The sequence below is a fragment of the Pseudomonas sp. genome (genome assembly GCF_049653025.1).
GTDB lineage: Bacteria > Pseudomonadota > Gammaproteobacteria > Pseudomonadales > Pseudomonadaceae > Aquipseudomonas.
On record NZ_JBASFM010000013.1, the window covers coordinates 114,891 to 129,090 of the forward strand.

A 14,200-nucleotide genomic window follows, 5' to 3' on the forward strand; every position below is an offset into this window, starting at 1 on the left:
TTACCCCGTTGATCCGAACACCGCAGGTCGAGCAGCAAGGGACACGCAAGCCGCCGTCTGAGATTCTGTGCGGCCGAATTGTCACCTTATACGACAATAATTAGAACTGGAGACGTCCTGTGAAGACCGTGTTGTATCCGGCCATCGCGCTTATGAACCGCCTCAGCTTTGGCATGAAGTTCAGCCTGATCAGTGTGCTGTTCTTCCTGCCCATGCTGGTGACCAACTTCTACCTGGTACGTGACTCCTATCGGCAGTTCATCAGCACCCAGGCCGCTCTGGAAAGCATTGACCTGCTCGGCGAAAGCCTGACGCTGCGGCGCAATCTGGAGGATTTTGTCGACCTGATCGAAGTCAACGCGATGATCGGCCAGTCCGGTCAGGCGGGCGATCTCGAGACCCGTGTGGGCAAGCTGCACAGCAGCATCGCGGAGTCGCTGCAGGGGCTGGCCCCGGTGGTACATGAGGCCGAGCAGATCGAAGAATTCAACGGCAAGCGCGATCAGCTGATTGCCGAGCTGGCTGCCGTGCAGAGCGAAAACTCTCTGCAAGGCAAGATTGCCCTGGCCGAGAAGCTGCTGGGCAGTTCCCAGGTGTTTATCAAGCTGGTCGCCAGCCAAGCCGGCCTGAGCCAGGATCGTCAGGGCTCGGTGCGGCAGCTGATCGAACTGGTCACCGTGCTGACCCCGAAAGTCAGCGCCACCCTCAGTGAAGGGCGCGCCGTCGGTGCCTATTCGTTGGGGCAGGGCTTTCTCAACTCGTCGGCCAGTACCAAGTTTGACGAGCTGTTGCTGGAGCTGGAGAAGCTTCACGCCGAGTACGGCCTGAACGTGCAGGCGACCTTGAGCAGCAGCCCGCAGGCCCGCGCGGCGCTGGCCACGCAGGCCGCGGCCAGCCTGGAAACCCTGAAAAGCAGTGCGGTGATGTTCGAGGACAAGGTGGTGGTCGCCGACTCGCTGGACATGCCGTGGGTGCAGTTCTACGCCGATGTCAGCGCTTCGATGGAGCAGACCTATCAGCTCAACGATGCGGTGCTGGTGTTCCTCGACAAGCAACTGCAGGTACGCCTGCAGGAAAACCGCACGCAGATGATCCTGCTGGTCGTGGCCCTGGTGGTGGTGTTCCTGCTGATCGTCTACCTGTACGGCGGCTTCTACGTCTCGATCCGCACCACCCTGAAGAGCCTGGGTCAGGTGATGAACCAGGTGGCAGCGGGCGACATGACCGTCAGCTTCAAGGCACAGAGCCAGGACGAGCTGGGCGAGCTGGGTCAGGTGTTCAACGAGACCGTGGGCAAGATCCACGAGCTGATCGAGCGTGTGGGGCAGACGGTGGTCGAGGTCGAGCGTCAGGCCGATCGCGTGCAGCATGTTTCGGCGGAAAGCAATCAGGCCGTGGCCGGGCAGCGTGGGCAGATCGACCAGATCGCCACCGCGATGAACCAGATGTCCGCGACCGCGCAGGAGGTTGCGCACAGCGCCGCCGCCGCGGTTGGCAGCGCGCAGAGTGTCAATGATGAGACGGTGAGTGGGCGTGCCCTGGTCGAGTCCCAGGTTGGTAGCATTCAGCGTCTGGCTGGTGAGATTGACCAGTCAGTAGCGGTGATCAACAAGCTGGCCAGCGACAGCGCCTCGATCAGCCAGGTGCTGGATGTGATCAAGGGCATCGCCGAACAGACCAACCTGCTGGCGCTCAACGCGGCCATTGAGGCGGCGCGTGCCGGCGAGCAGGGCCGCGGTTTTGCCGTGGTGGCCGATGAGGTGCGCAATCTGGCCAAGCGCACCCAGCAGTCCACCGAGGAGATCGAGAAGATGATCGCCAAGCTGCAAGGCGGTGTGGGCGCGGCGGTCAAGGCCATGAATATCAGCCATCAGATGGCCGACAGCACGGTCAGTGAGTCGGGCAAGGTGCAGCAGGCCCTGGAGAACATCCTTGGTGCGGTCGGCATGATCGTCGACCAGAACCAGCAGATTGCCACCGCTGCCGAAGAGCAGACCGCTGTGGCCCACGATATCGACCAGAACATCGTCGAGATCAGCCAGGCCGGCGAACGTACCGCCGAAGGGGCCAGCCAGACCGAGCAGGCCAGCCGCGAGCTCTCGGGTTTGGTGGCGCGCCTCAAGCAGTTGATCAGCGCCTTCCGCGTCTGATTGTCTGCCCCATAAAAAAGGCCCGCCACACTGGCGGGCCTTTTTTATGGGGGTTAGGTCGGCTTAGCGATCCCAGCCGAACAGTTCGGCGGCATTGCGGCTGCTGGCGCTGGCCAGTTGTTCCGCGCTGATTCCACGTAATTCGGCCAGGGCTGCGCAGATATCCGGCAGGTATTCCGGGCTGTTGCGCTGATTGGGGTGCATGGCGGGGGCCATGTCCGGGGCGTCGGTTTCCAGCACGATGGCCTCCAGTGGCAGCTGTGCCAGCACTTTGCGCAGACGTAACGCCTGCGGCCAGGTGGGCGCGCCGCCGAGGCCGAGTTTGAAACCGAGCTTAATGTACTCGCGGGCCTCCTCGATGCTGCCGGCAAAGGCATGAATGATGCCGCCGCGTGCCGGCCTGAGGCGTTTCAATGTGGCGATGGTTGCTGCATGGGCGCGCCGCACATGCAGCAGGGCGGGCAGCTCGAACTCGATGGCGAGTGTGAGTTGCGCCTCGAACAGCTGTTGCTGCTGCGCGCGATCCAGCTGTTCGAGAAAGTAGTCCAGGCCGAACTCGCCCACAGCGCAGAGCTTGGGGTGGCCGGCGAAGCGCGTCAGCCAGTCGCGCAGCTCGCCTAGGTGCTCAGGGCGATGTTCATCCAGGTAGACCGGGTGCAGGCCGAAGGCGGCGTACAGGTTGTCTTCGGCCTGTACCAGATCCCACACACGCTGCCAGTTGGCCTGATACACCCCCAGCACCACCAGTCGCTCGACGCCAAGATCGCGGCAGCGGGCTAGCAGCTCGCCGCGATCGGCATCGAAGTCGGGGAAGTCCAGATGGGTGTGGGTGTCGGTCAGGCGCATGGGCAGAGCATCGGCGATTTGTTGGCGTTGCGCCAGTCGACCAAGGCACGCCCAGCTAGTCGCCCGCGGGCTGGCGACTAGCTGGGCGTGAGGCCCTTAGTGATGCTCGCGGGTGGCGCGGAATTTCACGTCTGGCCAGCGCTCCTCCATCAGCGCCAGATTGACCCGGGTCGGGGCCAGGTAGGTGAGGTGGCCGCCGCCGTCCAGGGCGAGGTTTTCCACCGCCTTATTGGAGAATTCCTCGAGCTTCTTCTTGTCGCTGCAGTCGATCCAGCGCGCTGACCACACGGTGATCGGCTCGTAGGCGCACTCGACCTTGTATTCCTCTTTCAGGCGGCTGGCGACCACGTCGAACTGCAGCACGCCGACCGCGCCGAGGATGATGTCGTTGCTGCGCTCGGGGAAGAACACCTGGGTCGCGCCTTCTTCGGCCAGCTGCTGCAGGCCCTGGCGCAGTTGCTTGGATTTCAGCGGGTCCTTCAGGCGCACGCGGCGGAACAGTTCCGGGGCGAAGTGCGGGATACCGGTGAAGCCCAGGGCCTCGCCTTCGGTGAAGGTGTCGCCGATCTGGATGGTGCCGTGGTTGTGCAGGCCGATGATGTCGCCGGCATAGGCCTCGACCAGCATTTCACGCTCGCTGGAGAAGAAGGTCAGGGCGTCGCCGATGCGTACGTCCTTGCCCAGGCGCACGTGGCGCATCTTCATGCCCTGGCTGTATTTGCCCGAGCAGATGCGCATAAAGGCGATGCGATCGCGGTGCTTGGGGTCCATGTTCGCCTGGATCTTGAACACGAAGCCGCTGAACTTCTCTTCCACCGGCTCCACGGTGCGCTCGTTGGCCACCCGCGCCAGCGGTTTGGGTGCCCAGTCGACCACGGCGTCGAGTACATGGTCGACGCCGAAGTTGCCCAGCGCGGTGCCGAAGAACACCGGGGTCAGTTGGCCGTCGAGGAATTCCTGTTGGTCGAACTCGTGGCAGGCGCCCTGCACCAGTTCCAGCTGCTCGATAAAGCGCTCGTACTCGTCGCCCAGGTGGGCGCGGGCCTCATCCGAGTCGAGGTGCTGAATGATCTTGGTTTCGGTGCGCTCATGGCCGTGACCAGCGGTGTAGACAATGATGTAGTCGTCGGCCAGGTGGTACACGCCCTTGAAGTCGCGGTAGCAGCCAATCGGCCAGGTGATTGGCGCGGCCTTGATCTTCAGGACGGCTTCGATCTCGTCGAGCAGTTCGATCGGGTCGCGGATATCGCGGTCGAGCTTGTTGATGAAGCTGACGATGGGCGTGTCACGCAGGCGGCACACGTCCATCAGGGCAATGGTGCGCGGCTCCACGCCCTTGCCGCCGTCGAGCACCATCAGCGCGCTGTCTACTGCAGTCAGGGTGCGGTAGGTGTCTTCCGAGAAGTCTTCGTGGCCGGGGGTGTCGAGCAGGTTGATCATGTGCTCGCGGTAGGGGAACTGCATCACCGAGGTGGTGATGGAGATGCCGCGCTGCTTTTCCATTTCCATCCAGTCGGAGGTCGCATGGCGGTCGGACTTGCGCGACTTCACCGTACCGGCCACGGCAATCGCCTTGCCCATCAGCAACAGCTTCTCGGTAATGGTGGTTTTACCGGCGTCGGGGTGGGAGATGATCGCGAATGTACGGCGTTTGCCGACTTCGGTGGCCTGGATGGTCATTGTGCGGGAACCCGTCGACTGAATAGTCGGTCTGTCAAAAAAGGCGGCGATTATAACGGTAAACGTCGGTCAGCGCGGCGACCTGTAGTCAGGGGATAAAACCACGGTTTTTTCGCGCTTTGTGCAGCATTCCTGACGTTTTGTTTTGAATATAAAACGATCAATCAATAAGGCGACAAAGGGGGTCAAAAGCACGGCATTTTTTGATTGATCTCAGCCCCCCATGGCCCTAAAGTTCGCGCCCGAACGTCCATGCTGGCAACGATCCATCCGGCTCAAGTACTGACGACGAGAGGTTGCTCCGATGCGGGTAATCCTCGGCGACATGCCTTGGGAAGTAGGCGAACCAAAGTGGGGAAACTGATCAGACGTTCGGCTCGCGTGGGTTAACCGCCGAGCATCCCTAAATGGTGGGCAAGTGACTGCTATGCAGCCCTTGCCTGACTGAACGCGTTTTAACTGGTTCCGCCAACTGGAGTCCCAAGCATGTCGATCAAGGTCGAAGACTACTACGCACCCGCTACTTTTCAGCGCATGAAGGCGTTTGCCGACACCCAGGAAACCCCGTTCGTGGTGATCGACACCGCGATCATCAGCCAGGCCTACGACGACCTGCGCGCCGGTTTCGAGTTCGCCAAGGTGTATTACGCGGTCAAGGCCAACCCGGCCGCCGAGATCATCGAACTGCTGCGCGACAAGGGCTCGAGCTTCGACATCGCCTCGATCTACGAGCTGGACAAGGTGCTGGCCACCGGCGTCGGCCCGGAGCGCATCAGCTACGGCAACACCATCAAGAAATCCAAGGACATCCGCTACTTCTACGAGAAAGGCGTGCGCCTGTTCGCCACCGACTCGGAAGCCGACCTGCGCAATATCGCCAAGGCTGCGCCGGGTTCGAAAGTCTATGTGCGCATCCTCACCGAAGGCTCGACCACGGCCGACTGGCCTTTGTCGCGCAAATTCGGCTGCCAGACCGACATGGCCATGGACCTGCTGATCCTCGCCCGTGATCTGGGCCTGGTGCCGTACGGCCTGTCGTTCCACGTGGGTTCGCAGCAGCGCGACATCTCGGTGTGGGACGCGGCGATTGCCAAGGTCAAGGTGATCTTCGAGCGCCTGAAGGAAGAAGACGGCATCGAGCTCAAGTTGATCAATATGGGCGGCGGCTTCCCGGCCAACTACATCACCCGCACCAACAGCCTGGAAACCTACGCCGAAGAAATCATCCGCTTCCTCAAGGAAGACTTCGGCGACGACCTGCCGGAAATCATTCTGGAGCCAGGTCGTTCGTTGATCGCCAATGCCGGCATCCTGGTCAGTGAAGTAGTGCTGGTGGCGCGCAAGTCGCGTACCGCTGTCGAGCGCTGGGTGTACGTGGACGTGGGCAAGTTCAGCGGCCTGATCGAAACCATGGACGAGTCGATCAAGTTCCCGATCTACACCGAGAAGAAGGGCGAGATGGAAGAGGTGGTGATCGCCGGGCCGACCTGCGACAGCGCCGACATCATGTACGAGAACTACAAGTACGGTCTGCCGCTCAACCTGTCGATCGGCGACCGCCTGTACTGGCTGTCCACCGGTGCCTACACCACCAGCTACAGCGCGGTGGAGTTCAACGGCTTCCCACCGCTGAAGTCGTTCTATTTGTAAAGAGCGTGTCAGCTTGAAAACCCCACCCATTGGTGGGGTTTTTTATGCCTGCGATTTGCCGCGAGGGCGTGGTTTTGCTGCGTTTCGCGCCATTGGTCGAGGTGCGACAAAAAATAATGAGAATAGTTCTCTGTAAGTATTGCTACTGCAAATGTAAATAATTACTATCTCGCCCGCTTTAGATCATCCCCCTCTCGCCAACAGTCAAAAACAGAGAGCGGGGGCATCTTTTTATCAGGGGAGAGTCCATGTCCATCCGTAGCCGCAAGCATCACAAGAGCAGCCACCTTGCCGCGCTAATCGCTGCCGCCGTTCCCGTAATGGCATTTGCCGCCCAGGATGGCAGCACACAAAACGAGCTGAGCCTACCGGCTACCAATGTGACCTCCACTGCCGAAGTGCCTTACAAGGCGACCCGCAGTGCCAACAGCAAGCTGACCCAGCCGCTGTTGGACACCCCCAAGACCATTCAGGTGATCAAGAAGGAAGTGCTGCGCGAGCAGGGTGCCAACAGCCTGATGGAGGCGTTGCGCAACACCCCCGGCATCACCATGCAGCTCGGCGAGAACGGCAACACCTCCGCCGGCGATACCTTCACCATGCGCGGCTTCTCCACCCAGAACGCCACCTTCGTCGACGGCGTGCGTGACCTCGGCGCGGTCAGCCGCGATGTGTTCAACCTTGAACAGGTCGAAGTGGTTAAGGGTGCCGCCGGCTCCGACATCGGTCGTGGTGCATCGTCGGGCTATATCAATCTGATCTCCAAGCTGCCGACCCTGACCGACGAAACCTTCGGCACTCTGGGCTACGGCACTGCCGACAAGAGCAACCTCACTGCCGACATCAATCGCCAGCTCGGCGACACCTCGGCCTTCCGTCTGAATCTGATGCGTCGCGATGGCGATGTCGATGGCCGCGATTACGTCGACAACAGCAGCTATGGTGTGGCCCCATCGATTGCCTTCGGCCTGGATACCGCAAGCCGTCTGTACGTCTACAGCCAGCACGTGCATCAGGACAACACCCCTGATGGCGGTATTCCTACCATCGATATGGAAGGCTTCAAGAGCAACCTGGCCAATGCGACCCAGGCCGCGCGCCTGAATTCCGGTGGCAAGGTCGACAGTGACAACTACTACGGTTCTAAGGGCGACTACGAGCGCATCGATGCGGACATGCTGTCGATCAAGTTCGAACACGACCTTAACGACGTGACCACCATCCGTAACCTCTCGCGTTGGGGTGTGAGTGACAACGACCGCGTCCTCACCGGCATCAACGCCATGGCCGCGCCCACGGCCAATCCGGACAGCTGGACAGTGGCCCGCACGCGTCAGCTGCTCGACCAGCAGAACGAGATCCTCGCCAACCAGACCAATCTGACCACCGAATTCTTCACTTTCGGCCTGCGCAACGACCTGTCCGCCGGTATGGAGCTGATGAGCGAGAAGCAGCGTACCGAGAGCGCTGCCACGGCCTTGCAGGTTATCGACGGCGTGACCTATGCCGCGGTGGCGGTACCGAATGCCAATCTGTACGACCCCAATGTGCATGACGTGATGGGCAAGCCTTACAAGACCGGTGCGTTTGTCGATGGTAAGACCGAGACTGCCGCGCTCTATGTCTTCGATACCTTGCATCTGAACGAGCAGTGGTCGGTCAACGCCGGCATGCGTTACGAGCACTACAAGACCGAGACCGATGGTGCTTCGCTGGTGGCCATTGCAGCCACTCCTGCGACCAACGACTACCTGTTGACGCCTTCTAGTCTTGACGCTTCGGATAACCTGCTCAGCTGGAACGCTGGCCTGGTGTTCAAACCGCTGGAAAACGGCAGCATCTACCTGGCGTATGCCAACTCGCAGACCCCGCCAGGTAGCGGTAACTTCTCGCTGTCGAGCAGTGAAAGTTCGGCCGATAACCCAGGCCTGGATCCGCAGGAAACCAAGCACGTCGAGCTGGGTACCAAGTGGGACCTGCTGGACGAGCGCCTGAACGTGACGCTGGCAGCCTACCGCACCGAGAACGAGAACCAGGTCTCCTACGACTCGATCGCCCAGGTCTACTTCCAGGAAGGCAAGACCCGTGTTGATGGCGTCGAGCTGGCGCTGGTTGGGCAACTCACCAACTTCTGGCAGGTTTCCGCTGGCGTCGCCCATATGGAGACCAAGCAGATGGATCAGGCCAGCTTCAGCGCTACCAGCGGCGTCAGCCAGACCTCCGGCGTACGTTGGTCGCCAGACTTGACCGCGACCCTGTGGACGTCCTACACCCTGGGTGATGTGACCCTGGGCGGCGGTGCACGCTATGTTTCCGATCAGGACCGCTACGTTGTGGCCGGGGTTGATTCCGGCACCCAGAACATGCCGGAAATCCCATCCTACTGGGTGGCAGACGCCATGGCTGCCTACCGCGTGAACAAGAACCTCAACCTGCGTGTGAACCTGTATAACCTGACCGACGAGGAGTACATCGAGTCGCTGAACAACAGCGGTGCTCGTGCCCGTCTCGGCGCGCCGCGCTCGGCGATGTTCACCACCGAGCTGAGTTTCTGATAGCAACACCTGCTGTACCCGAAGCCTGCGCGCAAGCGCGGGCTTCTTGCATTTTGAATTTATCGAGAGGGTGCCGATGCTGCTGCATATCCCCCAGGTTCTGACCAAGCAGGAAGTCGCCCAGATTCGTGGCGAACTGGCCGCCCATGCGTGGGTCGACGGTGCGCACAGTTCGGGTGCCCAGGCGGCGAGTCGCAAGCGCAATCTGCAGTTGCCGGCGGACTCGCCCGTGTATACCGGTTTGGCCCGGCAGGTGGCGGATGCACTGGCGCGTCACCCGTTGTTTGCCTCCGCGGTATTACCGCGACAGATGCTGACGCCGATGTTCAACTGTTACGCCGGTGGGGGCCGCTACGGCAATCACGTCGACAGTGCTATCCAGCGCGATGCCCAGGGCAAGCCGGTGCGCACCGATGTGTCGACCACGCTGTTTCTGTCCGAACCGGAGGAGTACGAAGGCGGCGAGCTGATCGTCGAGGACACCTACGGTGAGCACGAAATCAAGCTGGAGGCGGGCGATGCCATTATCTACCCGGCCACCAGCCTGCACCGGGTCGAGCCGGTGACGGCGGGCTCGCGCATCGCCTCCTTCCTCTGGAGCGAGAGCCTGGTGCGGGATGCCTGGCAGCGCAAGATGCTCTTCGACCTGGACATGAACATCCTCAAGCTGCGCCAGCAACTGGGCGACAGCGAAGAAGTGGTAAGCCTGACCAGCACCTATCACAACCTGCTGCGGCAATGGGCGCAATGATGGCCAGCCTGCCGCCGCTTACGGCTATTCCGGCCGACCTGGTATCCGCCCGTGACTATGAGCGTTATGCCCTGGAGCGCTTGGACAGCAATGCCCTGGCTTACCTGCAGGGCGGTGCCGGCGACGAACTGACCTGCGCCGCCAACCTGGCTGCCTGGCAAGAGCTGGCAATAGTCCCGCGCATGCTGCGGGACCTACGCGGCGGCCATACCCGCTGTCAGCTGCTGGGCGATGAGTTGCAGCATCCGCTGCTGCTCGCCCCCGTGGCCTACCAGCAGCTGTTTCACCCCGAGGGCGAATTGGCCAGTGCGCTGGCGGCTGGGGTCATGGGCGGCGGCGCGGTGCTCAGCTGTTTTGCCTCCACCCGCCTGGAGCAGGTGGCAGAGGCCGCGCCCGGTCCGTTGTGGTTCCAGCTGTACTGGCAGGGCAATGGCGAGCGCACCCTGGAACTGGTTCGGCGCGCCGAGCAGGCCGGTTACCGGGCGCTGGTGCTGACTGTGGATGCGCCGGTGTCCGGGCTGCGCAACCGTGAGCAGCGGGCCGGCTTTCAGCTGCCGGCGGGGATCGCGGCGGTGAATATTGCCAGCCCAGCGGCGCTGCCCGAACTGGCTCCTGGTGCCAGCGCGGTGTTCGATGGCCTGCTGGCCGTGGCCCCGCGCTGGGACGACGTGCAGTGGTTGTGCCAGCAGACCCGGCTGCCGGTGCTGCTCAAGGGCATCCTGCATGCGGACGATGCGCGCCTGGCCATGCAGGCGGGTGCCGCCGGCATCATCGTGTCGAATCACGGCGGCCGCGTACTGGATTCGCAATGGCCGGCGGTAAAAGCCTTGCCGGGCATCCGCGCCGCTGTCGGACCGGGCGTGCCGGTGCTGGTGGACGGCGGCATTCGCCGTGGCACTGATGTGTTCAAGGCCATGGCCTTGGGCGCTTCGGCGGTGCTGCTCGGGCGGCCTTATATCCATGCCCTGGCAACTGCTGGTGCGCTGGGCGTGGCCCATCTGCTCAGGTTGTTGCGTGAGGAATTGGAAGTGGCCATGGCATTGAGCGGTTGTCGCACCCTGGACGACATAACCGTGGACTCGCTGCGGCGCAGCAGCGACTGGCCCTGACTGGCGGAGTGCGGCTGCCACGCCGGCCTAGGTAAAGGATGTGTAAACCCCAGCTGCGCTGCCTCCTTCGTTAATAGTTATCAAATAAAATAGCTTCTCGTTTGATGGTCGCGATCCGCGCGCCACACCATCGCCCCGCCTCAGTGCGCCGGCCTTAATGTAAGAGTGATGCATCGTGTTGAAGAAAACGCTGTTTCAGCTGCACTGGTTTTTCGGCATCACTGCTGGCCTGGTATTGGCCCTGATGGGGGTGACGGGGGCGGCCTATTCGTTCCAGGACGAGTTGATGCGTGCGCTCAACCCCGATGTGCTGCGGGTCGAGGTGCGTGACAGCGGTGTGCTGTCGCCGGCCGTGCTGGTGCCCAAGCTAGAGGCCGCGAGCCAGCAGCGGGTCGTCGGCCTGTGGCTGGATGTGCAGGGTGAGCGTGCCGCGCGGGTGTTCTTCGCGCCGCCGCCGGGTGAGCGTCGTGGGCCGTCGCGCTACTTCGATGCCTACAGCGGCGAGCTGCTCGGCGAGCCGCGCGGACAGGGGTTCTTCGACCTGATGCTGAAGCTGCACCGCTTCCTCGCCATGGGCGAGTACGGCAAGCAAATCACCGCGGCCAGCACCCTGATCCTGGTGTTCTTCTGCCTGTCGGGGCTGTACCTGCGCTGGCCGCGCCAAGCCAGCAGCTGGCGCGCCTGGCTGACCCTGGATTGGGCGCGCAAGGGCCGCAGCTTCAAGTGGGACCTGCATGCGGTGGCCGGCACCTGGTGCCTGGCGCTGTACCTGCTGGCCGCGCTGACGGGGCTGTATTGGTCGTATGACTGGTACCGCGAAGGAGCCACTGCGTTGCTCAGTTCTGAGCCGGGCGGCCAGAAGCGCGATGGTAAACGCGGCCCGCCACCGGCCGGGGAGCTGCCGCCGGTGAATTACCAGGCCGTGTGGGATGGCCTGCAACGCGCCGCCGGCAGTCAGCTGCGCAGCTACAACCTGCGCTTGCCGCCGGTGGCCGGGCAACCGGCGACGGTGTTCTACCTGCGTGATGATGCCGCGCACGAGCGTGCGTTCAATCAACTGGCACTCGATCCGTTGAGCGGCGAGCCAGGTAAGCACAAACGCTATGAGCAACAGGCGTTTGGCGACCAGTTGCTGACCAGCGTGTATGCCCTGCATGTGGGCAGCTACTTCGGCCTGACCGGGCGCATCCTGATGATGCTCGCCAGCTTGGCAATGCCGCTGTTCGCCATCACCGGCTGGCTGTTGTACCTCGACCGCCGGCGCAAGAAGCGCGCGATGCTCAAGGCGCGTGGCGCATTGCAGCCGAGTGCGGCAGGGGGCGATGGCTGGTTGATCGGCTTTGCCAGCCAGAGCGGTTTCGCCGAGCAATTGGCCTGGCAAACCGCCGGGCAATTACAGGCCGCCGGCCTGGCCGTCAACGTACAGCCCTTGGCCAAGCTCAATGAACAGATGCTGCGCCAGGCGCACAACGCGCTGTTCGTGCTCAGCACTTTTGGCGATGGCGAGGCCCCGGACAGTGCACGCGGCTTTGAGCGCAAGTTGCTCGGCCAGGCGCTGGGCCTCGGGCATTTGCGCTACGCCATGCTCGCTCTGGGCGACCGCCAGTATCAGCACTTCTGCGGCTTTGCCCAGCGGGTGCAAGGCTGGTTGGCTCAGCAGGGCGCGCGCAGCCTGTTCGAGCCGGTGCAGGTGGACGCCGCCGATGCGACCGCGCTGGCCAGCTGGCAGCGTCAGCTCGGCGAGCTGACCGGGGCCCAGCCGTTGCAGCAGGGCGAAACACCGCACGGCCTGTGGGCGCTGACGCGCCGCGAGCTGCTCAACCCGGGCAGCCAGGGCGCGTCGACCTACCTGCTGGGGCTGCGCGCCGAGCGAGCCTGCGCATGGGCGGCTGGCGATATTCTTGAAGTGCCACCGCGTCACGCCGAGGTCACGGTACAGGCCTGGTTGCAGGTGCATGCGCTGGATGGCAGCCAGATGGTCTGCCTCGATGGCCTGACCCAGTCGCTGCACCAGGCGTTGCGTGGCAAGCAGTTGCCCGAGCAGTTCACTCATCTGGTCGGCTTGCATGCCCAGGCTGTGCTGGACGCGCTGGTGCCGTTGGCCGCGCGCGAATACTCCATCGCCTCCTTGCCCAGCGACGGCGAGCTGGAACTGATCGTGCGTCAGGAGCGGCATGCCGACGGCTCGCTGGGGCTCGGCTCCGGCTGGCTGACCGAGGGCGCGGCGCTGCACGGCCAGCTGCTGGCGCGGGTGCGCCGTAACAGCGGCTTCCATGCGCCGGACGATGCGCGGCCGGTGATCCTGATTGGCAATGGCACCGGCCTGGCCGGGCTGCGCAGCCTGCTCAAGGCGCGGATTGTTGCGGGGCACACGAATAACTGGCTGCTGTTCGGCGAGCGCAATGCCGCGCATGACTTCTATTGCCAGGCCGAACTGCAAGGCTGGCTGGCCAGCGACGACTTGGCGCGCCTGGACCTGGCGTTCTCCCGCGACCAGGCCGCCAAGGTCTATGTGCAGGACCGCTTGCGTGAATCCGCCGAGCAGCTGCGTGAGTGGCTGGCCGAAGGCGCGGCGATCTATGTCTGCGGCAGCCTCGAGGGCATGGCTGCCGGCGTTGACGCCGTGCTGCACGAATTGCTGGGCGAGGCTGCTGTCAGCACGTTGCGCGAAGAGGGACGTTATCGTCGCGACGTTTACTGAGTTGGGATAGGTATTTCATGGCGTGCAGGCGTAGATCGACGCCTGCAATAACAGGATGTTTTAAGGCAGTTAATAAGGAGCTTCACATGAAAGTACCCGTCACTTTGGCCCTGAGCACCGTTCTTCTTGCTGGCTGTGCCAGTCATTCGCCGAAGCCGAGCGCTGTCGACAGGCTGGCTCGGCAAGGCCACGTATTGGCCGAACAGGGGCGTACCCAGGCCGCGCGCAAGGTGCTCGAGCAGGCCTTGGCGCTTGATCCGCAGCACGCCTGGGCCAGCTTCGACCGGGGCCAGCTCTTGCTGAGCCAGGGCCAGTTGCAGGAGGCCATGACCGATTTTGATCGCGCCGTCGCACAGCAGCCGAATAGCCCGCGCTTTCTCGGTGCGCGCTGTGTGGCTCGGGTGGTGGCCGCACCCGCCAGTGCGGAGTTGGCCGATTGCAGCAAGGCACTGGCGCAGCCCGGGCCGCCGGGGCATGCGTTGGTCGCGCGGGGGCAGGCGTACCTGGCGCTGCAGCGTAATCAGGATGCCTTAACGGACTTCGAGGCCGCATTGACGGCGAGTCCGGCGAACGTGCGGGCGTTGTATGGGCGTGGCGTGGCTCGCCAGCGCTTGGGCGACAGCGGTGGTCTGGATGATCGGCAGTTGGCGGTGTCCAGGCTGCCGGGGGCTGGTCGCGAGTATGTGGTTCCAGCACTGCAGTAAGGGCGCTGCTGCTGTCGGGTGTTGCCCGCGGGCGCATTGCCGCTTTGCGCCATC

General features: G+C 63.0%; 9 protein-coding genes and 1 pseudogene. 8 read left to right on the plus strand and 2 right to left on the minus strand.

Annotated elements, in window-relative coordinates:
* Nucleotides 1-1,088: 1,088 nt before the first annotated feature.
* Nucleotides 1,089-1,292: pseudogene (locus WBK23_RS10620) on the plus strand (HAMP domain-containing protein); the annotation flags it as partial.
* 153 nt (nucleotides 1,293-1,445) lie between these two features.
* On the plus strand, nucleotides 1,446-2,150 hold the full coding sequence (locus WBK23_RS10625) for a methyl-accepting chemotaxis protein (protein WP_424484027.1): 705 nt from the start codon (nucleotides 1,446-1,448) through the stop codon (nucleotides 2,148-2,150).
* Nucleotides 2,151-2,213: 63 nt separating this feature from the next.
* Here WBK23_RS10625 and WBK23_RS10630 read toward each other — a convergent pair whose 3' ends face one another.
* Both WBK23_RS10630 and WBK23_RS10635 read right to left on the minus strand, forming a co-directional pair.
* Nucleotides 2,214-2,996 (minus strand): TatD family hydrolase, encoded by a 783-nt coding sequence (locus WBK23_RS10630; protein WP_424483933.1) that lies wholly within the window; start codon nucleotides 2,994-2,996, stop codon nucleotides 2,214-2,216.
* A gap of 96 nt (nucleotides 2,997-3,092) precedes the next feature.
* A complete protein-coding gene (locus tag WBK23_RS10635; RefSeq protein ID WP_424483934.1) occupies nucleotides 3,093-4,676 on the minus strand; it encodes a peptide chain release factor 3 in 1,584 nt (527 codons plus the stop codon).
* Between the two features lie 486 nt (nucleotides 4,677-5,162).
* On the opposite strand from WBK23_RS10635, the gene WBK23_RS10640 reads away from it, so the two are divergent.
* From WBK23_RS10640 to WBK23_RS10665, 6 genes are all read left to right on the plus strand, one after another.
* Entirely contained in the window at nucleotides 5,163-6,326 is a 1,164-nt protein-coding gene (locus WBK23_RS10640) for a type III PLP-dependent enzyme (protein ID WP_424483935.1), read from the plus strand.
* A gap of 248 nt (nucleotides 6,327-6,574) precedes the next feature.
* Nucleotides 6,575-8,881 (plus strand): catecholate siderophore receptor Fiu, encoded by a 2,307-nt coding sequence (locus tag WBK23_RS10645; RefSeq protein WP_424483936.1) that lies wholly within the window; start codon nucleotides 6,575-6,577, stop codon nucleotides 8,879-8,881.
* Nucleotides 8,882-8,957: 76 nt separating this feature from the next.
* Entirely contained in the window at nucleotides 8,958-9,632 is a 675-nt protein-coding gene (locus WBK23_RS10650; RefSeq protein ID WP_424483937.1) for a Fe2+-dependent dioxygenase, read from the plus strand.
* Complete coding sequence (locus WBK23_RS10655) at nucleotides 9,632-10,741, plus strand: alpha-hydroxy acid oxidase (protein WP_424483938.1); 1,110 nt, start codon at nucleotides 9,632-9,634, stop codon at nucleotides 10,739-10,741. The genes WBK23_RS10650 and WBK23_RS10655 overlap by 1 nt, the downstream gene beginning before the upstream one ends.
* A 178-nt stretch (nucleotides 10,742-10,919) precedes the next feature.
* On the plus strand, nucleotides 10,920-13,442 hold the full coding sequence (locus WBK23_RS10660; protein WP_424484028.1) for a PepSY domain-containing protein: 2,523 nt from the start codon (nucleotides 10,920-10,922) through the stop codon (nucleotides 13,440-13,442).
* Between the two features lie 86 nt (nucleotides 13,443-13,528).
* Nucleotides 13,529-14,146 (plus strand): tetratricopeptide repeat protein, encoded by a 618-nt coding sequence (locus tag WBK23_RS10665; RefSeq protein WP_424483939.1) that lies wholly within the window; start codon nucleotides 13,529-13,531, stop codon nucleotides 14,144-14,146.
* Nucleotides 14,147-14,200 lie beyond the last annotated feature (54 nt).

What these genes read in the sequence shown, in the direction of transcription:
- WBK23_RS10625 (WP_424484027.1), top strand. Translation starts at nt 1,446, where the DNA reads ATGTCCGCGACCGCGCAGGAGGTTGCGCACAGCGCCGCCGCCGCGGTT.
- WBK23_RS10630 (WP_424483933.1), bottom strand. Translation starts at nt 2,996, where the DNA reads ATGCGCCTGACCGACACCCACACCCATCTGGACTTCCCCGACTTCGAT.
- WBK23_RS10635 (WP_424483934.1), bottom strand. Translation starts at nt 4,676, where the DNA reads ATGACCATCCAGGCCACCGAAGTCGGCAAACGCCGTACATTCGCGATC.
- WBK23_RS10640 (WP_424483935.1), top strand. Translation starts at nt 5,163, where the DNA reads ATGTCGATCAAGGTCGAAGACTACTACGCACCCGCTACTTTTCAGCGC.
- WBK23_RS10645 (WP_424483936.1), top strand. Translation starts at nt 6,575, where the DNA reads ATGTCCATCCGTAGCCGCAAGCATCACAAGAGCAGCCACCTTGCCGCG.
- WBK23_RS10650 (WP_424483937.1), top strand. Translation starts at nt 8,958, where the DNA reads ATGCTGCTGCATATCCCCCAGGTTCTGACCAAGCAGGAAGTCGCCCAG.
- WBK23_RS10655 (WP_424483938.1), top strand. Translation starts at nt 9,632, where the DNA reads ATGGCCAGCCTGCCGCCGCTTACGGCTATTCCGGCCGACCTGGTATCC.
- WBK23_RS10665 (WP_424483939.1), top strand. Translation starts at nt 13,529, where the DNA reads ATGAAAGTACCCGTCACTTTGGCCCTGAGCACCGTTCTTCTTGCTGGC.